This is a genomic window from Photorhabdus hindustanensis (assembly GCF_002968995.1).
Taxonomy (GTDB): domain Bacteria; phylum Pseudomonadota; class Gammaproteobacteria; order Enterobacterales; family Enterobacteriaceae; genus Photorhabdus; species Photorhabdus akhurstii.
Genome location: NZ_PUWT01000013.1, coordinates 32,551 through 56,015, shown reverse-complemented (window position 1 = coordinate 56,015; position 23,465 = coordinate 32,551). Strand labels below are relative to the sequence as shown.

18 protein-coding genes, 1 pseudogene and 1 riboswitch are annotated in these 23,465 nt (G+C 40.3%); of the genes and pseudogenes, 5 read left to right on the top strand and 14 right to left on the bottom strand.

Going from position 1 to position 23,465, the window contains the following annotated elements:
• The first annotated feature begins 68 nt into the window (after positions 1–68).
• Positions 69–161: riboswitch (TPP riboswitch) on the top strand.
• A gap of 40 nt (positions 162–201) precedes the next feature.
• Entirely contained in the window at positions 202–1,002 is an 801-nt protein-coding gene (gene thiD / locus C6H66_RS05440; protein WP_181150151.1) for a bifunctional hydroxymethylpyrimidine kinase/phosphomethylpyrimidine kinase, read from the top strand.
• A 142-nt stretch (positions 1,003–1,144) separates the two neighbouring features.
• Here the strand turns inward: thiD and fbaB are convergent, their stop codons facing one another.
• The 11 genes from fbaB to cydA all read right to left on the bottom strand — a co-directional run bounded on the left by fbaB (position 1,145) and on the right by cydA (position 12,331).
• Positions 1,145–2,194, bottom strand: a complete 1,050-nt coding sequence (fbaB, locus tag C6H66_RS05435; RefSeq protein ID WP_105395017.1) for a class I fructose-bisphosphate aldolase — start codon at positions 2,192–2,194, stop codon at positions 1,145–1,147.
• 2,194 nt (positions 2,195–4,388) lie between these two features.
• Complete coding sequence (gene trhP / locus C6H66_RS05425; RefSeq protein WP_105395015.1) at positions 4,389–5,750, bottom strand: prephenate-dependent tRNA uridine(34) hydroxylase TrhP; 1,362 nt, start codon at positions 5,748–5,750, stop codon at positions 4,389–4,391.
• A gap of 198 nt (positions 5,751–5,948) precedes the next feature.
• Positions 5,949–6,086, bottom strand: a complete 138-nt coding sequence (locus C6H66_RS26615; RefSeq protein WP_248000610.1) for a YegP family protein — start codon at positions 6,084–6,086, stop codon at positions 5,949–5,951.
• A gap of 338 nt (positions 6,087–6,424) precedes the next feature.
• The gene (tolA, locus tag C6H66_RS05415; RefSeq protein WP_105395014.1) at positions 6,425–7,495 is read right to left on the bottom strand and encodes a cell envelope integrity protein TolA; all 1,071 of its coding nucleotides are present in this window, start codon (positions 7,493–7,495) and stop codon (positions 6,425–6,427) included.
• Between the two features lie 45 nt (positions 7,496–7,540).
• Positions 7,541–7,966 (bottom strand): colicin uptake protein TolR, encoded by a 426-nt coding sequence (tolR, locus tag C6H66_RS05410; protein WP_036780822.1) that lies wholly within the window; start codon positions 7,964–7,966, stop codon positions 7,541–7,543.
• Positions 7,967–7,980: 14 nt separating this feature from the next.
• A complete protein-coding gene (gene tolQ / locus C6H66_RS05405) occupies positions 7,981–8,676 on the bottom strand; it encodes a Tol-Pal system protein TolQ (protein ID WP_036812848.1) in 696 nt (231 codons plus the stop codon).
• A complete protein-coding gene (gene ybgC, locus C6H66_RS05400; protein ID WP_036780827.1) occupies positions 8,673–9,077 on the bottom strand; it encodes a tol-pal system-associated acyl-CoA thioesterase in 405 nt (134 codons plus the stop codon). Before ybgC ends, tolQ begins: the two co-directional genes overlap by 4 nt.
• A 112-nt stretch (positions 9,078–9,189) precedes the next feature.
• On the bottom strand, positions 9,190–9,483 hold the full coding sequence (gene ybgE / locus C6H66_RS05395) for a cyd operon protein YbgE (protein WP_105395013.1): 294 nt from the start codon (positions 9,481–9,483) through the stop codon (positions 9,190–9,192).
• The gene (gene cydX / locus C6H66_RS05390) at positions 9,474–9,596 is read right to left on the bottom strand and encodes a cytochrome bd-I oxidase subunit CydX (protein ID WP_072165129.1); all 123 of its coding nucleotides are present in this window, start codon (positions 9,594–9,596) and stop codon (positions 9,474–9,476) included. Before cydX ends, ybgE begins: the two co-directional genes overlap by 10 nt.
• Positions 9,597–9,608: 12 nt before the next feature.
• On the bottom strand, positions 9,609–10,748 hold the full coding sequence (cydB, locus tag C6H66_RS05385) for a cytochrome d ubiquinol oxidase subunit II (RefSeq protein ID WP_105395012.1): 1,140 nt from the start codon (positions 10,746–10,748) through the stop codon (positions 9,609–9,611).
• Between the two features lie 14 nt (positions 10,749–10,762).
• Positions 10,763–12,331, bottom strand: a complete 1,569-nt coding sequence (gene cydA / locus C6H66_RS05380) for a cytochrome ubiquinol oxidase subunit I (RefSeq protein WP_105395011.1) — start codon at positions 12,329–12,331, stop codon at positions 10,763–10,765.
• A gap of 771 nt (positions 12,332–13,102) precedes the next feature.
• Between cydA and C6H66_RS27230 the strand changes: the two are divergent.
• The 4 genes and pseudogenes from C6H66_RS27230 to C6H66_RS05355 form a co-directional block, all read left to right on the top strand.
• Positions 13,103–13,207: pseudogene (locus C6H66_RS27230) on the top strand (tail fiber assembly protein); the annotation flags it as partial.
• Between the two features lie 302 nt (positions 13,208–13,509).
• Positions 13,510–14,808 carry a phage tail protein gene (locus tag C6H66_RS05370; RefSeq protein WP_105395009.1) on the top strand — a complete coding sequence of 433 codons (1,299 nt, stop codon included), beginning with the start codon at positions 13,510–13,512 and terminating at the stop codon, positions 14,806–14,808.
• Positions 14,809–15,481: 673 nt separating this feature from the next.
• Entirely contained in the window at positions 15,482–17,251 is a 1,770-nt protein-coding gene (locus C6H66_RS05365; RefSeq protein ID WP_105395008.1) for a Hint domain-containing protein, read from the top strand.
• A 718-nt stretch (positions 17,252–17,969) separates the two neighbouring features.
• On the top strand, positions 17,970–19,757 hold the full coding sequence (locus C6H66_RS05355) for a Hint domain-containing protein (protein ID WP_105395006.1): 1,788 nt from the start codon (positions 17,970–17,972) through the stop codon (positions 19,755–19,757).
• 262 nt (positions 19,758–20,019) lie between these two features.
• Here C6H66_RS05355 and sucD read toward each other — a convergent pair whose 3' ends face one another.
• From sucD to odhB, 3 genes are all read right to left on the bottom strand, one after another.
• Entirely contained in the window at positions 20,020–20,895 is an 876-nt protein-coding gene (sucD, locus tag C6H66_RS05350; protein WP_011145738.1) for a succinate--CoA ligase subunit alpha, read from the bottom strand.
• A gap of 3 nt (positions 20,896–20,898) precedes the next feature.
• Positions 20,899–22,065 (bottom strand): ADP-forming succinate--CoA ligase subunit beta, encoded by a 1,167-nt coding sequence (gene sucC, locus C6H66_RS05345; RefSeq protein ID WP_036812840.1) that lies wholly within the window; start codon positions 22,063–22,065, stop codon positions 20,899–20,901.
• Positions 22,066–22,233: 168 nt separating this feature from the next.
• Positions 22,234–23,451, bottom strand: coding sequence for a 2-oxoglutarate dehydrogenase complex dihydrolipoyllysine-residue succinyltransferase (odhB, locus tag C6H66_RS05340; protein WP_105395005.1), 1,218 nt, complete (start codon positions 23,449–23,451; stop codon positions 22,234–22,236).
• Positions 23,452–23,465 lie beyond the last annotated feature (14 nt).

Sequence of the window (23,465 nt, the reverse complement as noted above, 5' to 3'; positions counted from 1 at the left end):
TGATTGGTTTTTTACTGGCAACAATGACATACCGATATCACCCTGTTGGTTATCTGATAGGGTGTTTTTGTTTTGGCTCGGGGCGCTCTTTATTGAGCTGAGATGAACCCGTAATACCTGATCTGGATAATGCCAGCGTAGGGAAGTCATGGTGTCTTTTCCTGATACTTGCTTTTCTCTTGCTGGTTGGAAGAGGTGCTTATAATGAGAATCAATTCACTGACAATTGCCGGTACTGATCCTAGCGGCGGTGCCGGCATTCAAGCTGACCTAAAAACTTTCTCTGCACTTGGTGCTTATGGCACAACAGTAATGACAGCGCTTGTTGCGCAAAATACCTGTGGTGTGCAATCCATTTATGATATCGATCCTACTTTTGTTGCGGCACAGCTTGAATCTGTGCTGTCAGATATCAGAATTGATAGCGCTAAGATAGGCATGTTATCTAATGCAGCCAACGTTGCCGTTGTTGCTGATGCAATAAGTCGTTATTCCGTTCCTTATGTTGTATTGGATACGGTAATGATTGCGAAAAGTGGCGATCCGTTGCTGGCGCCGGAAGCGGTTTCCGAGGTTGTTGAACGATTATTACCGAAGGTTTCGTTGATTACGCCAAATTTGCCGGAAGCCGCAGCGATATTGAAATGCTCTGTAGCAAAAACCGAAACGGACATGCAAAAACAAGGGCGTGAATTATTATCGCTAGGATGCGAAGCCGTTTTACTGAAAGGCGGGCACCTTACAGAGCATGAAAGCCCTGATTGGCTATTTACGATTGAGGGTGAATGGCGTTTTACTGCGCCCAGAATCAATACGTGCCATACACATGGTACAGGGTGTACTCTCTCTGCTGCGCTGGCTGCTTTGCGTCCACGTTACTCGAATTGGCAGACAACCCTGTCTGTTGCCAAATCATACCTCCAGGCGGCGTTAGAACAGGCGGACTCGTTAGAGGTAGGAAAAGGCATTGGGCCTGTGCACCATTTTCATCAGTGGTGGTGAGAATAGCTGACTGGCGTTTTCGGGATTAGGTGAGAAAGTGATAATGAATAAGAAGAGTAAGGTATTTATGCTGTGAGAGCAGTATAACTTAACATTGGCAGCGACCTACTATCTATTCATTATCACCGGCGACAAGCTTGACTTACGCGATAGTCACTTGTTTATCCAGATAGACATCTTGAACCGCATTAATCAGTTCAATACCCTCTTTCATGGATTTTTTGAACGCCTTACGACCGAGAATTAGCCCCATGCCGCCTGCGCGTTTATTAATGACGGCGGTACGAACGGAGTCACTCAAATCATTATTACCGGATGCACCACCTGAGTTAATCATACCGGCGCGCCCCATGTAGCAGTTAGCTATCTGATAACGGACCAGATCGATAGGATGGTCGCTAGTCAAATTAGTGTAAACACGTTTATCGGTATGACCAAAACCAATTGCAGTATAGCCGCCATTATTTTCGGCCATTTTCTGTTTAACGATATCGGCGCCGATAGTGACGGCCAAATGGTTAGCCTGGCCTGTTAGGTCCGCACTGGAGTGATAATCTACCCCCTCTTTTTTGAAGGCAGAATTACGCAGGTAGGCCCACAATACCGTTACCATGCCCAATTCATGCGCCCGTTTAAAGGCGGCTGAAATTTCCTCAATTTGACGCCGTGATTCAATAGAGCCAAAGTAAATCGTTGCGCCAACGGCAACGGCACCCATCTCAAATGCTTGTTCAACACTGGCATATAAAGTTTGATCATATTGGGCGGGATAGCTCAGTGCTTCATTGTGGTTCAGTTTAACTAAAAATGGGATCTTATGAGCATAACGACGAGAAACAGAGGATAACACGCCATAAGTAGAGGCAACACAGTTACAGCCGGCTTCGATAGCCAGTTCAACGATATTTTTGGGATCGAAATAGAGAGGATTTGCTGCAAAAGAAGCGGCAGCAGAATGTTCTACTCCTTGGTCCACCGGCAAAATAGATAAATAACCAGTGCCTCCAAGACGACCATGATTTAACAATGTTTGCATGGAGCGCAAAACTGTATTGGGTCGGTTATTGTCGATCATTACTCGGTCAACAAAATCGGAGCCTGGCAGATAGAGATTTTCACTTGGGATGGTATTACAACGATGTTGCAATAAACTGTCCGCATCTTTGCCTAACAACTTAGCGATATCAGTCATGTTTTACTCCAGTTATGAAAAGATATCATTGATTGTCATTTATCCTTTTTAGGATAACAAGTTGTATTGGGAGGGAAGTGGTAGTGGATCGCTTCAGGTGGGGGGGATAAAGAGAATTTTATTACCTGGAAAGCGGCTATTTAGCGCAAGAGTGACATGACCATTCTTTAGGGGATATAGGGGCGAAAGCGTAAGCTCTTTATGTGTTGGATTATATATTTTTGTAATTCTTATTGCTTGCTAGCAGACAATTTTCTTGGATAAGATAAATAGATGTATGAGATTTAATACTGATAAAGAATAAATTATTCATTGTATTTATGACATTGATATTTATTGGGTTTTGATAAATTGCAATATCAATATAGTTAAACTGATCGTCTTTGTTGATATTGTTAATATTTCCTTTGCTTTTATTATTCAACAGTGAAATGTTTTCATTATAGATTGGATATATATTATTGTTTCTATAAAGTTTCGGGAAAAATAATTTATATTTTATTTATTTTAGGTTTTTTATCTATGCAGATTATATGTTATAAATTTAATTATTTCTCTTTATCAATATCAAAAAAATGGAAATAAATTTATTATCGTAAATCTCTATCTATTAGTGCCTTTTTATTTATGAAAGAATTAATCCTTTAGTTATTGTTCTTTATTGATTTATAATATTACAATGTTGTTGGATAGAATTGATAAGATTGTTGGGTGATTTTGGAGAAAAAACTAATGTTAATTTATCATTCTAAATAAATAACTCATTGATTAATATTAAATTATTTCATTGTTTGCGTGATTTAATTAACCGATAAATAAAGTCATTCTTTATATTTTATTATTTATATCGCTAAACTTAATGTTTTATTACATGAGTCTTTTATAAAGATACAATATGTTTTTCTATTATTTAAATGAGTTTTACAAGGTTAGATATTCATATTTTATTACAGCTATTGATATAAGTTTAATTGGTTTTGATTATTCATGTGAATAATTTTCTATTTTTGTGATTTATTTATAACCATGTTTCGATATTATACATGATAAATAACTATTTTTGACATCAATGTTTTTAGATCCACATAATCCTGTAAGCAACAGTCAATATAGTTATTTATTCTTTCTTAAAAGTGATAATAATATAAAATAATAATTATACTAAATTCTTAGTTTTAACTTGTATTTATCCATTAATTAACTAATTGAAAAATACATCAATATAGTTTAATTTTGTCACAGGTAGAAAATTTCTCATGTTTTTATTACCAATAGTGATATTTAGGTTTCTTTCATTTGCCAAGAGTAATTTCTTATTACATTTCTTCTTTAGTAATTTGTTTGCAAACGATGTTTTATAAAGTTATTGGATCTATTGATATAGGTTAAGAGCTTGATAGATAAAGGTTGAATGTCTATTGCTGTTACTCGCTAAGCTAATTTTTCCTGATGTTATTGCTAGGTGATATTTTTCATGCTGGTCCGGTGTAAAAATGGGTTTCTATAGTTTTTTTGTTTACTAAACAGCCCCTATTGTGGGATTAAATTTCATCTTTACGAGAGGGTAACATGTACTGTGTTGTTGTTTATCAGCTTTGGGGTGATTTGGTTATTTTACCCCTGTTTATACTATGGATATATAAAACAAAATCCATTTTGGGTTGCTAAGTCGGTATAGTCAGCTAAATGTTGAACTAATAGTTTTAACAATAAGTAAATTGTAATTATCTGTTTTCATAATTTTCACCTGATTAATTCTATCAAATTGTATAATATTTGGTCTAAATATGATGGATTTCCTGAATTATTGAATAGTGGAAAATTTTAATTACATTTCTTTAGATAGTGTGATATTTCAATAAGTAGAAATATTTTCTTATTAATATATAGGTATAAGGAACACATTGATATAAATATTCATGGCTTTAATAGTTAAATTTCTCTATTTAATTAATCATGTAAATGAATTCTGTAACTTGTTGATTTTATTTCTCGGAGGAAAAAAGAAAAGGCCAGCTCAAGGGAGATTGAGCCGGCCAAGGAGGTGGTTCCTAGTCTTACTGTAAAACTTTTTTAATTTTTTATTTTTCGCCAGCAATACTACGGTAAATAAAATAGTATTGATGTGATCTGTTTCTAAAAAAAGAAATATATCCTCATAAAGAGGGGATATTGATGATTATTTGTCTGAGTCTCAGTTCGTTTGAGCAGATTGAGAATTAATACCATTTAGATTACGTATTAATAAGGCATAATTAATATCGATTTGTTCCGGAATTGGCAAATAGACAATATACCCATCCCCAGGCGCAACTTCCATTGGTTGGCCTTTTTTATCCTGCATTGCTTCCAATGTAAACTGGATATTGCCTGATGGTGTCATTAATTCGAGACGATCTCCGATCATGAATTTATTCTTGACAGCAACTTCAGCTAATCCGTTGATTCGTTTACCCGTAAATTCACCAATAAATTTTTGTGTGTCGGATATCGAATAGCCATATTCATAAGTCTGATAGGCATCATGGGTATGACGGCGTAAAAATCCTTCGGTATAGCCGCGATGAGCGAGTCCTTCTAACGTTGTTAGCAGAGTTGGATCAAAAGGTTTCCCTGCAACGGCATCATCAATGGCTCGGCGGTAAACTTGTGCTGTGCGAGCGCAGTAATAGAAGGATTTTGTCCGTCCTTCGATTTTCAAAGAGTGAACGCCCATTTTAGTTAATCGCTCAACATGCTCAATAGCACGTAAATCTTTAGAATTCATGATATAAGTACCATGTTCATCTTCGAAAGCTGACATATATTCACCAGGGCGTTTTGCTTCTTCGAACGTAAATACTTTATCTGTTGGTGTGCCCTTTCCCAATGTTGGCTCGATATTTTTTGTCGGTATAGGTTCATGCATATGCACAATATTACCGATATCATCCTCTTTGCCTTCTTGGACATGATATTCCCAACGGCAGGCATTAGTGCAGGTTCCCTGATTGGGATCTCGTTTATTAATGTAGCCGGACAACAGGCAACGACCGGAATAGGCCATACACAATGCGCCATGTACGAAAACTTCCAGTTCCATACCGGGAACCTGCTGGCGAATCTCGTTAATTTCATCGAGAGAAAGTTCTCGGGAAAGAATAACCCGCGTCAGCCCCATTTGTTGCCAGAATTTTACTGTTGCCCAGTTAACTGCGTTAGCTTGAACGGAAAGATGAATTTCCATTTCAGGAAAAGCTTCACGAACCATCATGATCAGTCCGGGATCGGACATAATGAGAGCATCTGGTCCCATATCAATGACAGGTTTTAGATCACGGATAAAAGTTTTCAGTTTGGCATTGTGAGGTGCAATATTGACCACAACATAAAAGCGTTTACCAAGTTCATGAGCTTGTTTAATGCCGAGTGCCAGATTTTCGTGATTAAATTCATTATTGCGGACGCGCAGGCTGTAACGTGGTTGACCGGCATATACAGCGTCTGCGCCATAGGCAAAAGCATAGCGCATATTTTTCAGCGAACCGGCAGGGGAAAGTAATTCTGGAGTAAACATGGTTAAAAAGTTCTCGATTTGAGTTGAGATTAGTTTTCACTATAAAAAGTAAGGATAATGTGGGGAATTCTAACGCTTAATTTGTTGGGGATACAAATTTATTAGCATGAATCGTTCGGTTCTATTGATCGATGAAGGGCGCCTTATCAATTGATAGTAACTTTCAACTGATAAGGTGCGGTTTATCATGAAAAAATATCATTCTGACTTTGTTAAATCTCGGACATTGGTGCTCGAGCCATGTTTAATCGCAGATTGAATGCCTTTTTTGGCCGCGACTTCATTATCGTGAGATTCGCTGATGCCGATAACTTGATAGTTTCTCGCTTTCAGCACGAAATAGGACTTGCCAGATTTGTTTTCTCTGATTTCGAAGTTTTTTTTCTGCCGGTGAATTTGCTTGGACAGAACGAATTCCTTTCTCTCCCTTATCACGATGGAATAGTCGCAATAATTCGCAGAATATTAACAAACGTCAACAAACAAAACCAGATATACCCGTTATCTTTCAAGTTGCCTCTTTGTTGGCCGCACTCGCTCACCCCGGTCACATAGTTATCTATGCTCCCGGGGATTCGCTCCCTTGCCGTCGCGATCCATCTTGAAATCCATTGGGTATAGCTTAATAACATTGAATGGTTCTGTTTGTTATTAATAACTTTTAAATAACAACTTTATTGAGGGTTGAAATCAAGCGGCGCGTTTTTAAACACTTCGTAAACCTCCTTACTTGGCGGTTTAGGAATTTTCGCTTGTTTAGCCGCCGCTACCGCTGCCTGGCACAACGCCGGGTCTCCCCCCTCTGACCTTACATCAATTAACAATCCATCAGGAGCAAGTTTAATCCGTAATGTACAGGTACGCCCACGATACATACTTGGATCGTAAAACTTATTCTGTATCGCTATCTGGATCTGCCCCAAATAGTTATTAATGTCGGCATTCGAAGCTCCACTTTTCTTGCCGCCGCCTTTACCGGCGGCAGAAGCCCCTCCTTGCTGTTTCGGTGCATTGGAAGTTAAGCCACCCAGTAAGTCATCAACTTCACTTTCCTGTTTAGCGGCTTGCGCCGCAGCTTTCTTCTTGGCGTCAGCTTCGGCCTTAGCTTTAGCCTTTGCATCCGCCTCAGCTTTGGCTTTAGCATCCGCTTCAGCCTTGGCTTTTGCTTTAGCCTCAGCGTCTGCTTTGGCTTTCGCTTCTTCCGCGGCTTTTTGTTTAGCAGCAGCGGCTTCAGCCTCTTTCTTAGCTTCAGCTTCGGCTTTCTTCTGCGCCTCAGCCTGCTCTTTAATCAGTTTTTCTTTTTCAGCCTTAGCCTTTGCCGCCGCTTCTTCTGCCTGTTTTTGCTCTTCACGGGCTTTGTTTGCAGCTTCTACAGCCTGCTTTTTCTGTTCTTCCGCTGCCTGTTGCGCCTTAATTCGTTCTTCTTCTACCGCCTTTAAACGCTCCTGCTCTTCGGCCTGTTTTTCCCTTAATTCAGTAGCCTGCTGTTCGGCTTTCTTCTTTCGTAACTGCTCTGCACGTTTAGCATCAGCCTGTTGTTGTTGCTGTTGGTTGTACTGTTGTACTACCGCATTCGGATCGACCATCACAGCATCAATAACAGAACCATCCTGACCACCGCCACCCATTTCAGTTTTTCGTGTCAGGGAACCCCAAATAAGTAACCCAATCAAAATAATATGCAACACAACCGAAACGATAACAGCGCGATTTAATTTATTGTTTTGCCCGTTTGTCTTTCCCACGCTCGATATCCAAGATCTTCAAATAACAGCAACTGCCGGCTAAACTCAGATAGGCTGAGTCATTAAACCAACGGATTTCACACCTGCCCGATGCAGCATGTTGAGTGCCTTAATAATCTCATCGTAAGGCACTTCCTTCGAACCACCGATTAAGAAAACGGTTTTTGGATTCTCTTTTATTCGTGCCTGCGCTTCCGCAATAATCTGCGGCTCAGGCAATAATTCCAATCGTTCATGGTTAACTATCATGGTGTACTGACCAACACCAGAAACCTCCACGATTACCGGTGGATTATCGGAGTTGGAAACCGTTTTAGAATCTACCGCATCCGGCAGATCAACTTCTACGCTTTGAGTGATAATCGGCGCTGTCGCCATAAAGATAAGCAACAGAACCAGCAACACGTCCAGTAAGGGAACGATATTGATTTCGGATTTCAGCTCACGCTTGCGACTACGGGTGCGTGCCATAGCTTCTCCCCTTACTATTTGTTCTCTGCTTTATTTTCAGCAGCGAAAGCCTGACGATGCAAAATAGCCAGAAACTCTTCCATAAAGTTATCGTAATTTTGCTCCAGCTTATTAACACGCTGATTCAAGCGGTTGTATGCCATAACTGCCGGAATCGCCGCAAACAGACCAATCGCCGTTGCAATCAACGCTTCTGCAATACCCGGCGCTACCATCTGGAGAGTGGCCTGTTTTACCGCACCTAACGCGATAAACGCATGCATGATCCCCCAAACCGTACCAAACAAACCGATATACGGGCTAATTGAACCAACGGTACCCAAGAATGGAATATGGCTTTCTAACGATTCCAATTCACGATTCATTGAGATACGCATTGCACGCGAAGCCCCTGTTACTACCGCTTCTGGAGCATGATTATTTGCATGACGCAGACGGGCAAATTCTTTGAACCCAGAATAAAAAATTTGTTCTGTTCCACCTAAAGAATCTCGACGCGACTGACTTTCCTTATATAAGCGTGATAATTCAATACCCGACCAAAATTTATCTTCAAACGCTTCCGCTTCACGGGTTGCTGCATTGAGAATTTTGGTCCTTTGAATAATGATCGCCCATGAAGCAACGGAAAAGCAGATCAAAATAAGCATGATCAGCTGCACCAAAAGGCCCGCTTTCAGGAATAAATCTAGAATGTTCATGTCAGTCACTGCTTAAACTCCGCGACAATAGACTTTGGAAGCGCAATCGGCTTCATTTGAGATGTATTCACGCAGGCGATTAAAACTTCTGCGCTGTTAAGAATTGTCCCATTACCATCAACAATGCGTTGAATAAATGTCAAAGACGCTCTACGAATATCCGTAATTTCGCTCTGCACCTCTAACATATCATCAAGCCGGGCCGGGGCACGGTAATCAACCACCATACGCCGAACAACAAATGCAATTTGTTCATCAAGTAAACGCTGTTGATGAATTCCATGCTGACGTAACATCTCAGTACGTGCTCTTTCATAAAAGACCACATAACGGCCATTATAAACTATCCCACTCACATCTGTATCTTCGTAATAAATACGAATGGGCCATCGGAACAACGTATTACTCACTTTCAATCCTACATAAGGCGAATTAACGCTGCCACTATACTCAAGACAATGCGGCTTTGGAATAATGTGCAAATAAAAAATTTATGGGTCAGAGGCCCCATAACATACAGAATTAACTCATAAAGAAATGATGCAAACCCCAAATCAAAATCAAGAATGCCGGCAAAGGAGAAAAAAAGATGCGCCAAACTATATTTCTTGGCTGAAAACCCACCCCGAAAATCACACCTGTACATACAGACCATATTAGCAAAATACCTTGCCATATCTGCAATGAACTGGTGTTAGCCGCAAAACGAGCCGGGTCCCAAAATACACAAGCGGCAAACATTAATGCAACAATAAGGATAAAGCCCCGAACAGGGGCTTTATCCATTAGCCGATAGTATTTATCTATCAACACGATTTCTCGCTATTTTTAGCGGTTTTTTCTTCTTCATTATGCTCAAAAGCTAAGGCAGCGATTATAGCGAAACTACAAGCCAAGAGCGTTCCGAGAATCCAAGCAAAATACCACATGCTTTATGCTCCTTAGTACAGTGAATGTTTGTTATCTTCAATAAAACTTTTATCCAAACGCCCAAACATTTTGTAGTAACACCAAATGGTATATCCCAGAATGATTGGAACAAAAATCAATGCAACCACAAACATGACGCGCAGTGTCATCAAGCTTGAAGTCGCATCCCACATCGTCAAGCTGACATTAGGATTAGTGATTGAAGGCATCACAAATGGGAACATCGTTACACCACAGGCCAGAATGATGCCAGCAATTGTCAGTGAAGAGAACAGAAATGCCCATCCAGCCTTATTCATGCGCGTCATCAGCATCGTCAGCAAAGGCGAAGCCACGCCCAGTGCCGGTAGAGCCCACAACCACGGATAGTTGTTAAAGTTAGTCAGCCAAGCTCCAGCCTGATGAACGACTTCTTTATGTAATGGGTTAGACTGAGCCATCGTATCCAAGCCGCCGGTCACAACATAACCATCAATACCATAAATCATCCATACGCCTGCCAGCAGAAAAGCCACCATTGTCACCAGCGCACAGAGGTAAGTTGCGGTACGAGAACGCAGACGCAACTCACCCGTAGTACGCATTTGCAGATAAGTCGCTCCCTGCGTCACAATCATCATCAAGCTGATCACTCCCGCCAATAAACCGTATGGGTTGAGCAATCCAAAGAAGGAGCCGGTGTAGAACAAGCGGAGTTGAGAGTCAACGTTAAACGGCACTCCCTGTAATAGATTACCGAATGCCACGCCGATAACTAATGGCGGAACGAAACTACCGACAACGATTCCCCAATCCCACATGTTACGCCACTTGCGGTCTTCCAGTTTGGAGCGGTAATCAAAACCAACCGGACGGAAGAACAATGCAGATAACACTAGGATCATAGCAACATAGAAGCCAGAGAATGCCGCGGCATAGACCATCGGCCAGGCGGCGAACAGCGCTCCACCGGCGGTAATCAGCCAAACTTGGTTACCATCCCAATGCGGCGCCACTGAGTTAATCATGATGCGACGCTCAGTATCGTTTTTCCCGATGATACGTAACAGGATACCAACTCCCATATCAAAACCATCAGTTACCGCAAAACCGATTAGCAGCACACCAATCAGTAGCCACCAGATAAATCGTAGTACTTCATAATCAAACATAAGTGGACTCCTGTTTACTGAGCATCGGGTGCTGAAGTTGTTTTCTGTTCAAAATGGTAACGCCCGGTTTTTAAGCTACTTGGGCCAAGGCGAGCAAATTTGAACATTAAAAACATTTCCGCAATCAGGAATAAGGTATAAAGGCCACAAATCAGCGCCATAGAGAACAAAATATCGCCGGCTGTTAAATTGGAACTCGCCACCGCAGTTGGCAGAACTTCACCGATTGCCCACGGTTGACGACCATATTCCGCCACAAACCAGCCTGATTCTATGGCAATCCACGGTAATGGAATGCTGTACAGTGCGGCGCGAAGTAACCATTTTTGTTTACCAATACGGCCACGGATAACACTCCAAAACGCCAAACCAATCAACAATAACATCAGGAAGCCGGCTGCAACCATGATACGGAATGCAAAATAGAGCGGCGCAACACGTGGAATAGAATCTTTCGCGGCTGCTTTGATCTGTTCTTCACTGGCATCAGTCACTTTGCTGGTATAACGTTTCAGCAACATGCCATAACCCAGATCTTGTTTACTCTCATTGAATGCAGTACGAACAGTCGGGTCTGTGTTACCGGCACGCAATTCTTCTAACAGTCCATAAGCCTTTATACCGTTACGAATACGCACCTCATGCTGCTCCATCAGATCACGCAGACCAATGACCGGGGTATCAACGGAACGGGTAGCAATCAATCCCATAAGATAAGGGATCTGGATGGCATATTTGTTTTCCATTTTATCCTGATCCGGAATACCTATCAGTGTAAAAGCGGCCGGCGGTGCCTGAGTTTCCCATTCAGCTTCGATTGATGCCAGCTTAGTCTTCTGTACGTCGCCCATTTCGTAGCCAGATTCATCACCCAACACAATAACAGACAACACAGCCGCGATACCAAAGCTTGAAGCAATCGCAAATGAACGTTTAGCAAATGGAATATCACGGCCTTTAAGCAGGTAGTAAGAGCTGATACCGAGAACAAAGATCGCCCCTGTCACATAACCCGCTGCAACGGTATGAACAAATTTCACCTGAGCAACCGGGTTTAGTACCAGTTCAGCAAAACTGACCATCTCCATACGCATGGTTTCAAAGTTGAAATCAGAAGCAATCGGGTTTTGCATCCAACCGTTAGCAATCAGAATCCAAAGCGCAGAGAAGTTGGAGCCTAGTGCGACCAACCAAGTTACCGTCAGATGTTGCGTCTTACTGAGACGATCCCAACCGAAGAAGAATAAACCTACGAATGTAGACTCTAGGAAGAACGCCATCAAGCCTTCAATCGCCAGAGGCGCACCGAAAATGTCACCAACGTAGTGAGAAAAGTATGACCAGTTAGTCCCAAACTGGAACTCCATAGTCAACCCTGTTGCAACCCCCAAAGCAAAGTTAATACCAAATAACTTGCCCCAGAACTTCGTCATATCTTTGTAAATTTGTTTACCGGAAAGCACATATACCGTTTCCATGATCGCCAGCAAAAACGCCATACCAAGCGTTAGCGGAACGAATAGGAAGTGATACATCGCAGTTAAGGCAAACTGTAATCGTGACAGTTCGACAATATCAAACATCTTGACTCCTTGCTCCTAGCAGGAAGACACCGACTTGCGGCAACCTGACTTCATATAAGCACTTTTCTCAAACTACTCATGCAAAAGCCCCGTAACTACCAGCAATAAATGCCTTTAAAATAACAACTCATTACTAAGTAAATTAAAAACTAATTAGACTAATAGTATAGTACGCTTATATTCCCATACAATAAATAGGTTTTACGTGATTCAGATTAGAATTCTGAATATAGGTCAAGAATTGCGGTTATTGTTTAATGGGAACTCATTGATCAGGATCAATTTAAGCAAATTAGAAAAATAATGCCATAGTAATAAATTGATTTTAATGATTTTTTTCTGGTTAGTGTTAACTACTCTGTCTATTATTTCATTTTAGTTGGCATATTGTTAATTATTTGTTTATTTAGATAAATATTGATTTCTATATTGCTGTTAAATGATTTTTAAAATTAACTTCTTATTTTCATCCTTAAGAAAATATTATTATTAACTTTGCATTAACAGTGAGATCACAACCATTTGGCTGTCATTCAGATAGCATAATGACACGCAGCTCAAGAACTAAACTTCCCTCTTACGACAAATCTCTTCAAACTGAGTGAAATAACTTAGTATCTTAAGTTACACAGCCCAACAATAATTGTGTAAAAATATTTTACACAACAGAAAAACTGCGCGTACCAGCAAGTAATGACCGAAATGCCTTTCTTCCGGCTCCCACAGACAGGCTTTTCCAGGCTCGAATCACCACCATAATACGCTGTTGAAACTGAGATGCAGTCGGAAGCTAAAAAAGCGTTGTTGCTGAACTGGAGAAAGTATTTGGTATTATTGAGTTTGGTTGATGTTTCATTAGCACCAAACATTAAATGAATAATTATTTTTTCTGATTATTTAATACAAAATCAAATTTTTCACTGTAAATTAATTATTAGATAACACGGATATTTTGAGGATGACTTACAATAAGAAATTGAGAGAGAAAACAATAGCTTTCAGATGTTGGATTTTTTTATTTTAACCAATTAACTAAAAATAGTTAATCCTTTAAGCTATAAGAGAATTTAATTATTAATTAACTGAACTAGACTATGATTGATGTGAATTATGGAGATGCTTTTCAATAATTCAATATGTTGATTATAAAAAAATATTATTTAATTTAAGGGGTGTATATGAATCTAAAAAATGATTTCAAAGCTTTTTCTATTGGCAATAATGCTAATGTGCCGAGCCAAGGAGATTATGAAAAAAATACGAGTTTGCAAACTGGGATTCCAGAAGGTGAAATTACCAATCACATTCACTTTTTAAATAAGGTATTACGCCAATCATCAATAATAGCATCTGTGGTGGCTGATTTTATCAAGACACAATCTGGCGAAAATGTTCTGGATGATGGTGATATAGCTAAGCTCACTGTGCAGTTAAATAGAGCATTAGAAAAAATAGTTACAGAGAAAATTCCCAATGCCTCATTAACACAAAAGGGCATTGTTCAACTAACAAATGAGATTAGCAATAGTGACACATTGGCAGTGACGCCGAAACTTGTTCAGGAAAAAATAGACTCATTAAGTAAAAATATTAATGAGAAAGTACCCAACACCCGGAAAATAAATGGGAAAGAGTTGACTGGAGATATTAATATCAATGCTGAAGATGTGGGAGCAATATCAACTAATAATGTAATACATTCAATGGAACACGGTCATCTGGATGAATTGGAAAATCTCCGTAATGGTTGCTCCGGATTTAATCCCTCCGCGTCGTTCCTGACTAAATATGGACTGCCACGTGGCAATGGTGGCGTTCAGTTAAGAATTAGCAATATGAATGGTGTATCAAGCGAGGGGGAAGAGGATGTATGGAGCCACAGGCTGATTTTTACTCATTTTGGCGATACATATCGTACAGATCATATAAATGAATATTATAAACTTACACGTAAATTTTGGGACAATATTAATGCCAAACCCGATTTTAATGGATACCTAAAAATATCCTCTCCGATAATAGAAATCTATCCTGATGGTACATTCTCAACTAACGAAGAATCAGAGGGTGCAGAAGTAACGAAAGAAGAAACAGGAATATACCGTATATCAAATATATCAGGCTATAACACTGATGGCGCCTGGGGTGTGCATGGCGGTATTTCTGTTCCCCAAAACAATAATAATCTTGAATTGATTTTCGTTGATGATCATATCCAACCTGATGGCTCTATTATCATTGAAATCTACCACCGCCAACATTCGCATTTACCTGAAAAATTTCAGAACTGGCGACTCAAATCTATTGATGACAATGGCAAACAGGTGTTCTACAAAGATGGAGAGCCATGTGATATTCCCGAATACTGTCGTTTGGATATTCGTGTCCAAATGCCAGAAGATTCACTCTGGAACTTAAAACGAAAGAAGCTACGGGAAGAAATAGAGAGTGCCAGCGTTTCTGACAAAATATTGTAGTGATATAGGGCCGTATGGCCCTATATTTTATTTGAACTTCAAGATCGGTAGCCCAAACTCCATATTCTTTTCATGCCAATCGTGAATGATATAACAGTGCAATTTACAGCTTATCGAAAGTTCCTGTGGATAGGAATGGAGCTTTACCGATAAGAAACAATATCATGATCATTGTTATACTCAGCGCCATGATCTATCGAAAGTACAGATACAATATCGACTTGCCACAGTGCAAAATATTAAGGAAGTGACTCTACTGATAGTACTTTTTTACCTACATATCCACTGGGTATCGTCTTCTCTGACGAATCAAGTTAAAAAAGCCTTGCAAGAAAAATAGTGGGGGTTTGTTAACAATTTGACATGGGAAACTTGACAATTTTTTATAAAGGACTATTAATTATAATACTATATTTATTTAGTATCCGTTTTATCCTGTAATACCAAAATGTTACATATATATTCTTACAACTATTTGTCTAACTAGAGGAGTTATTATGCATCTTTATCCTTATTCATAATTTTTAATGTGAAATTACAACATTAATACACTGTCAATTTAAGATTCAGTTAATAGTGACGTTCTAATATTATATTTATATACAGAGACTATCACATAGAACATGTGTAATTCATTGTTAATAAACCATCTATTACTTCATGGAATAAAATTATGACTCTATATAACAGAATATTTGTTTTTTTCATTATGATGTTTGCCCCTATAATATCATGCTTTGCTGATACCGAAGTTAATTTATCTACCGAGCAGAGTCAGGCTATCTCTCAGCTATTAAATAAGATTGAGCCTAATAAACCTACAGTGATCGATTTAACTAAACCGGAAAATGAGAAAGGATATATCGCATTATTACATTCACATGGTATTACAAAGCAGAAACATCCTGATATTTTTGAAGATATCGAGATTATGAAAAAAAACCAAAAGGCAATGCTTGAACATGGAGAACTACTTGAAATACAAATCTCAGATAAAGAGCCAGAAGATTATTTTGGTCAGCCTAAAATACTACTTTCTGATGGCTCCAAATCAATTTCAGCTGAAGTTCTTAGTTCCCTATATTTTCCTGGTTCTAATATTTCAAACAGTAATACAATTGAAACTGACATTAGCACTATATCATTACAGGGTGGCCTCTCAATTTTTGGCACAGACAAAAAGGGAAAACTTAAACCAGTAATCACATCCCCATTCGAACTGGCAAGAAACGAGAAGGCACGGGACTTTTTAATACACACCAAAGAATATGATGTTATTAAATTAGAAAAATTTGATAGTATTAAACCTGTTGCTACTTTTCAAGGGAAAAGAAACGGGAGACCTATCACTCCTGGACCAGTAATCATTCAATCAAATACACTGACAAACCTTGAAGATCTTGCTCAATACTTTCAACCTTACAAGATGAATAACACAGCACCAACTCATGTAAAGAATCCATTAACAAAACCAGTAATCGTCTGCTTGAATAGAGCAAACCCTGAACCAGGAGCTAATAGTCTATGTGATTACGGCCCTACGTCGCCAGGTACACCAAATATAAATCTGGAAATAATAGGTAATCTTACATTCAATAACCCTATCGCGATTGATGAAAAGGGAAAGCCCACAAAATTTCAAGATGTGGAACCACAGGCAAATCTGACACTGATCGGTCTTGATACTGGCGGTGCATGTAAGTTAGCAAGAAATATAGATAAAGATATATTTTGGAAACATACAGAAGTCAATAATGATCCTGCCAAAGGTAATAATACAAATTTATCATGGGAATTTTCTAAAGAAAAAGGCTACGCTGATTTTGGACCGATATGCTGGAAAAATAACGAAAGATATATACTAGACCTGCAAGTTACTATTGCAACAATTCAAGGTGATCTCGTATTTCCTACCATTTTTTCTTATACCAATGACCCCAAGAGTAAGGAGCATCCGTCACAATTCATTTATCCACCCATTCAAATCCAATATGGTTGCATTGCAGAAGGCACATTAATAGATATGGCTGATGGTTCAAAGTGGAAAGTTGAAAATATCCGCCCAGGCGATAAAGTTTTAACTAAACAAGGAGGTATCTTACAAGTAAAAAGCCGTATTGTAGGCCACGATACTGAGTTTATTGATTTAATTTACAATAATGGTGAGCAGGTTTCACTGACGCCAACTCATCCTGTCTCAACATTACGAGGAATAGTCAAAGCCGAAGACCTTAAGGCCGGTGATACAATACATACACGTGATGGTCAGACTACCCTTACTTCAGTTAAACAGAGAAAATCGGAACCATCAAACGTGTATAATTTTGTCTTAGAAAAGACAGATAGCCAAAATGAATTATTACCTGAAGATGCTGTGCTTTTTGCCGGTGGCATTTTGGTCGGTGATAATAACCTGCAAAGAAAAGTGTCGATATCAAATTAATCTCTCAGATTAATGACAAAGTGCTGGCTTTTTTAGTCAGCACTCATTTCGAAGTAACGCATTTGAATTATTTTTATGGTTGAGAATGAAATCCAGCCAACGAAAAACAGCCATAAGACTCTGTTCTATCGTCTCCTTTACCCGAGAACGCTTCTTTTTGCCCTACAACATCAACCGGTTTTCTCTAAAATGAAAGCTAGAAGAATACTGCAATAGCACTTAATAAAGTGAAATAAAGAGTCCCACGAGAAAAATAGTGGTATTTGTTAACAATCTGACATGAGAAACTTGACAATCTTTTACGAAGAACTATTAATTATATAAACGATTATAGCTCCACCTTCTAGTATCTATTTCTCCTATACCCAATAGATTTCAAGATACATCGCAACGGCAAGGGAGCGGATCCCTAGGAGCATAGATAACTATGTGACCGGGGTAAGTGAGCGCAACCAACAAAGAGGCAACTTGAAAGATAACAGGTATATACTGTAAAAATATTATATATATGGCGGATTCGACTAATAAGTGTAATTTTTCAGAAAGGCGGTCAGTTGATATAGTAGGCATCTTTACTACTCATCTTACTCATAATTTCCAAAGTAAATTAACAAATTATCAGTTTAAAACAGTAATGCATTAATATTATACTGACTAAAAAATAAAGTATATGTAATTAATTGCTTACAAAACCTATATTATTTCACAGGATAAGATTATGATTCTATTCAACAGAGCACTTGTTTTTTTCATCATGCTATTTTCCCCTATAATGTCATGCTTTGCTGATACCCAAATTAAGTTATCTGCCGAAGAAAGCCAAGCTATGTCTCATCTCTTAAATAGCCTTGAACCTAATAAACCCACATTGATCGATTTAACTCAACCGCAAAATGAGAAAGGGTATATCGTATTATTAAAATCCCATCATATTACAGAACAGACACATCCTGATATTTTTGAAGATATCGAAACTATGAAAGCACACCAAAATGCATTACTTAAAAATGGACAACGACTTGAAATACAAGATTCGTTTACAAAACCAAAAAATTATATTAGTCATCCTAGAATAGTCTTTTCCGAAAATTCCAAATCAATTTCAGCTACTGTTTTTGCTTCCCTATATTTTCCTGGTTCTAATATTTTAAACAGCAATACAATTGAAACTAACGCTGGAAAGGCAACGTTACAGGGTGGCCTCTCAATTGTTAGCTCTGACAACCGGGATGTTAAAACACTACATGTGTCCGTACAAGAAAATACAAAGAATAATGGGGTACGGAACTTTGTACTATCCACCCCCGAATATAATCTTGCTACCTCCGGACAACATGGTAATACGTATCAAGCCATTTCCTTTTTCCAAGGGGAAATAAATGGGATACCACTCAATAACGCACCAATAGTAGAGAAATCACTGCCGCTGCAAGACCTTGAAAATTCTTTTAGCAACTTTTTTCCTCAAAGTATGGAAAACAAAGCGCCAACTTATGTAAATAATTCACCAGAGAAAGAGAAACCGATAATCGTTTGCTTAAATAGAGCAAACCCTGAACCAGGAGCTCCTAGTGAATGTGATTACGGTCCTACGTCGCCAGGTAAACCAAATGATCAGTCAACAATCAAACTGGAAATAATAGGTAATGTTACATTCAAGAACCCTATCGCCATTGATAAAAATAGGAAACCTAAAGCAGCTCAAGGGATTTCACCAGCGATAGATCTGACACTTGTCGGTCTCGATACTGGCGGCGCATGTAAATTAGCAAGAGATATAAATGAAGATACATTTTGGAAACATAAAAAAATCAATAATGATCATGCCAAAGGTAATAATACAAATTTATCATGGGAATTTTCTAAAAACACAGGTTACGCTGATTTTGGACCAATATGCTGGAAAAACAACGAAAGATATATACTAGACCTACAGGCTACTATCGTAACAATGCAAGGTGATAACGCATTTCCTGTCCTGTTTTCTTATACCAATAACCCTGGTAGTAAGAAGAGCGAGTCACAACTCATTTATCCACCCATTCAAATCCAATATGGTTGTATTGCTGAAGGAACATTAATAGATATGGCTGATGGTTCAAAGTTAGCAGTTGAAAATATACGCCCAGGCGATAAAGTTTTAACAAAACAAGGAGACATCTTACAAGTAAAAGAGCGTATTGTAGGTCACGATACTGAATTTGTTGATTTAACTTACAATAATGGTGAGCAGATTTCACTGACTCCAACACATCCTGTCTCAACATCACAGGGAATAGTAAAAGCCGAAGACCTTAAGGTCGGCGATACAATACATACACTTGATGGCCAAATTACCCTTACCTCAGTTAAACAGAGAAAGTCAGAACCATTAAACGTGTATAATTTTGTCTTAGAAAAGACAGATAGCCAAAGTGAATTATTACCTGAAGATGCTGTGCTTTCTGCCGGTGGCATTCTGGTTGGTGATAATAATCTGCAAAGAAAAGTGTCGATATCAAATTAATCCCTCAGATTAATAACAAAGTGCTGGCTTTTTTAGTCAGCACTCATTTCTAAATAGCACATTTATATTATTTTTGTCGCTGGGAATAAAATTCGGTTATCAAAAAAAGCCATTATGGAATATTAAAACCCAATGGAGAAAATCAATCGGCAAAGATGGAACTTGAAATTTTCGATGCTAAAGAACCTATTTCTAACGGGCTTTTTTAACGATCTGAGGCCACTTTACAGCGGCCTCATAGATAAGAATTTATTATTAGTGATCACTTGCCAGCAAGTAAATCTTTCACCGCATCACCGATGTCTGCCAGACTGCGAACCGTCTTCACGCCAGCCGCTTCCAGAGCAGCAAATTTTTCATCTGCGGTTCCTTTACCACCCGCAATAATGGCACCAGCATGGCCCATACGCTTACCTTTTGGTGCAGTCACACCCGCGATGTAGGCAACAACCGGCTTAGTAACGTGCTGTTTAATATAAGCTGCCGCTTCTTCTTCCGCAGTACCACCAATTTCACCAATCATTACAATGGCTTCTGTTTGCGGATCTTGTTGGAACAATTTCAGGATATCAATGAAGTTAGAACCGGGGATAGGGTCACCACCGATACCAACACAAGTAGATTGTCCTAAACCGGCATCAGTGGTCTGCTTTACCGCTTCATAAGTCAATGTTCCTGAGCGGGAAACGATACCAACTTTACCTGCTCGATGAATGTGTCCCGGCATAATACCGATCTTACATTCATCTGGTGTAATGACTCCCGGACAGTTAGGGCCGATCATACGCACACCCGCTTCATCCAGTTTCACTTTAACCGCCAGCATATCCAGCGTTGGGATACCTTCGGTAATGGTGATGATCAGTTTAATACCTGCGTCAATCGCTTCCAGAATAGAGTCTTTACAGAATGGAGCGGGGACATAGATAACAGAAGCCGTTGCCCCTGTTGCTTCCACCGCTTCACGAACGGTATTGAAAACAGGTAATCCCAGATGTTCAGTACCACCCTTACCCGGCGTTACCCCGCCAACCATTTGGGTGCCGTAAGCAATCGCTTGTTCTGAGTGGAAAGTACCTTGGCTGCCAGTGAAACCCTGACAGATAACTTTGGTGTTTTTATCAATTAAAATAGACATTATTTATTTTGCCCCCACTGCTGCTACTGCTTGCTTAGCTGCATCTGTCAAGCTGGTTGCGGCAATGATATTTAAACCACTGTCAGCCAGTTTTTTCGCGCCCAGATCAGCATTGTTTCCTTCCAAACGAACAACAACCGGTACGTGAACTCCAACTTCTTCCACCGCGCCAATAATACCGTCAGCAATCAGGTCACAACGAACAATACCACCAAAGATATTAACCAATACCGCTTTTACATTTTCATCTGACAGGATGATCTTAAACGCTTCTGTAACACGCTCTTTGGTTGCGCCACCACCGACATCAAGGAAGTTAGCTGGCGCCCCGCCATGCAATTTAACGATATCCATCGTTCCCATTGCCAGGCCCGCACCATTTACCATGCAACCAATATTGCCATCCAGCGCGACATAGTTCAGTTCCCACTGTGCCGCCTGAGCTTCACGGGGATCTTCCTGAGATGGGTCATGCATTTCACGCAATTCAGCCTGACGGAACAGTGCGTTGCCGTCAGCGCCCAGTTTGCCATCCAGACAAATCAAATCACCTTGAGTGGTAATAACCAGTGGGTTAATTTCAACTAGAGCCAGATCGCGCTCCAGGAACAGATTTGCCAACCCTAAGAAAATTTTAGTGAACTGGCTGACTTGTTTACCGGTTAAACCTAATTTAAATGCCAGTTCACGCCCCTGATAAGGCATAGGACCAATCAGTGGGTCAATAATCGCTTTATGAATCAGTTCCGGGGTCTCTTCCGCAACTTTTTCAATTTCAACACCACCTTCAGTAGAAGCCATGAACACTACACGACGTGTACCACGATCAACCACAGCACCGAGATACAGCTCCTTCGCAATATCAGTCGCCCCTTCCACTAAAATCTGACGAACAGGCTGACCTTGCGCATCTGTCTGGTAAGTAACCAAACGTTTGCCTAGCCACTGTTCTGCGAAAGCGCGAATTTCTTCTTTACTGTTAACCACTTTCACGCCGCCCGCTTTACCGCGGCCGCCAGCGTGAACCTGACACTTCACCACCCAAGGGCCAGAGCCGATTTTAGATGCTGCTTCTTCTGCTTCACGCGGTGTCGTGCAGGCGTAACCAGCCGGAGCGGGTAAACCATACCGTGCAAAAAGCTGTTTTGCCTGATACTCGTGTAAATTCATGATGTTCTATCCATAATTAAGTCTGAGGAGAGCAAAAATAAGTAGGTTGCTCTCTGATTTTTTTGTTGCCCTGGATATAGCCAGTCCAAAGAAAAGACTGGCTGTACATATACATTTGTTTACTTCAGACTGGGCAGATATTAGCGCGTATCCGCCCTGATTATGTTGCTATACGTCCAGCAGCAAACGTGCAGGATCTTCCAGCATTTCTTTGATGGTCACCAGGAAGCCTACTGACTCACGCCCGTCAATCAGACGGTGGTCATAAGACAGTGCCAGGTACATCATTGGAAGGATCTCCACCTGACCATTAACCGCCATTGGGCGATCTTTGATGGCATGCATGCCAAGAATCGCACTCTGTGGCGGGTTAATGATTGGCGTAGACATTAAGGAGCCGAATACACCGCCATTAGTAATGGTAAAGTTACCACCCGTCAGCTCTTCAACGGTCAATTTACCGTCGCGGCCTTTGATAGCCAGCTCTTTAATGCGTTTTTCGAGATCAGCCATGCTCAGTGCATCAGCATCACGCAGTACTGGCGTTACCAGACCACGCGGTGTCGACACCGCAATACTGATATCGAAATAGTTGTGGTAAACCACATCAGTGCCATCAATAGAAGCATTCACTTCTGGATAGCGTTTCAGTGCTTCAACCACGGCTTTCACATAGAAAGACATAAAGCCCAAACGCACGCCGTGGCGTTTTTCAAACGCCTCGCCGTACTGTTTACGCATGTCTTGAATGGGCTTCATGTTAACTTCGTTAAATGTTGTCAACATCGCGGTGTTGTTTTTCGCTTCCAGCAGACGTTCAGCCACGCGCTTACGCAGGCGAGTCATTGGAACACGTTTTTCACTACGGTGCGGCAACAGAGAATCCTGGGCAGAAACAGGGGCTTCTGCGGACTTGCCAGCCACTTTTTCGTTATCAGCCATGTATTTTTCCACGTCTTCACGGACAATACGTCCACCAACACCACTGCCTTTAATCGCTTTAGCGTCAAGATCATGCTCGGCAATCAAACGGCGAACCGCCGGGCTGAGTGCATCATTGCTCTCTTCTTCTAAACCCGCCGTCTGGCGTTTCGCCAAAGTCGCTTCTGTTTTCTCTTTTATTTCCGCCGGCTGGCCGGTGCTATCGCCCAGACGGATACGACCAAGAAGCTGACGGGACAGAACAGTGGCGTCTTTCGCTTCCAAAATAGCTTCTAAAATACCCGCCTCACTGGCAGGCACTTCTAGCACAACTTTATCTGTTTCGATTTCAACCAGCACTTCATCACGTTCAACACGGTCACCCGCTTCTTTGTGCCAGACCGCCACAGTGGCATCAGCAACAGACTCAGGCAGATCCGGAACCAGAATATCTACGCTACTCATTTTATATCCTTTAT

Coding starts and splice junctions, on each gene's coding strand:
- fbaB (WP_105395017.1), bottom strand. CDS start 2,194: ATGACTGATATCGCTAAGTTGTTAGGCAAAGATGCGGACAGTTTATTG.
- trhP (WP_105395015.1), bottom strand. CDS start 5,750: ATGTTTACTCCAGAATTACTTTCCCCTGCCGGTTCGCTGAAAAATATG.
- tolR (WP_036780822.1), bottom strand. CDS start 7,966: ATGGCACGCACCCGTAGTCGCAAGCGTGAGCTGAAATCCGAAATCAAT.
- cydX (WP_072165129.1), bottom strand. CDS start 9,596: ATGTGGTATTTTGCTTGGATTCTCGGAACGCTCTTGGCTTGTAGTTTC.
- cydB (WP_105395012.1), bottom strand. CDS start 10,748: ATGTTTGATTATGAAGTACTACGATTTATCTGGTGGCTACTGATTGGT.
- cydA (WP_105395011.1), bottom strand. CDS start 12,331: ATGTTTGATATTGTCGAACTGTCACGATTACAGTTTGCCTTAACTGCG.
- C6H66_RS05370 (WP_105395009.1), top strand. CDS start 13,510: ATGAATCTAAAAAATGATTTCAAAGCTTTTTCTATTGGCAATAATGCT.
- C6H66_RS05365 (WP_105395008.1), top strand. CDS start 15,482: ATGACTCTATATAACAGAATATTTGTTTTTTTCATTATGATGTTTGCC.
- C6H66_RS05355 (WP_105395006.1), top strand. CDS start 17,970: ATGATTCTATTCAACAGAGCACTTGTTTTTTTCATCATGCTATTTTCC.
- sucD (WP_011145738.1), bottom strand. CDS start 20,895: ATGTCTATTTTAATTGATAAAAACACCAAAGTTATCTGTCAGGGTTTC.
- sucC (WP_036812840.1), bottom strand. CDS start 22,065: ATGAATTTACACGAGTATCAGGCAAAACAGCTTTTTGCACGGTATGGT.
- odhB (WP_105395005.1), bottom strand. CDS start 23,451: ATGAGTAGCGTAGATATTCTGGTTCCGGATCTGCCTGAGTCTGTTGCT.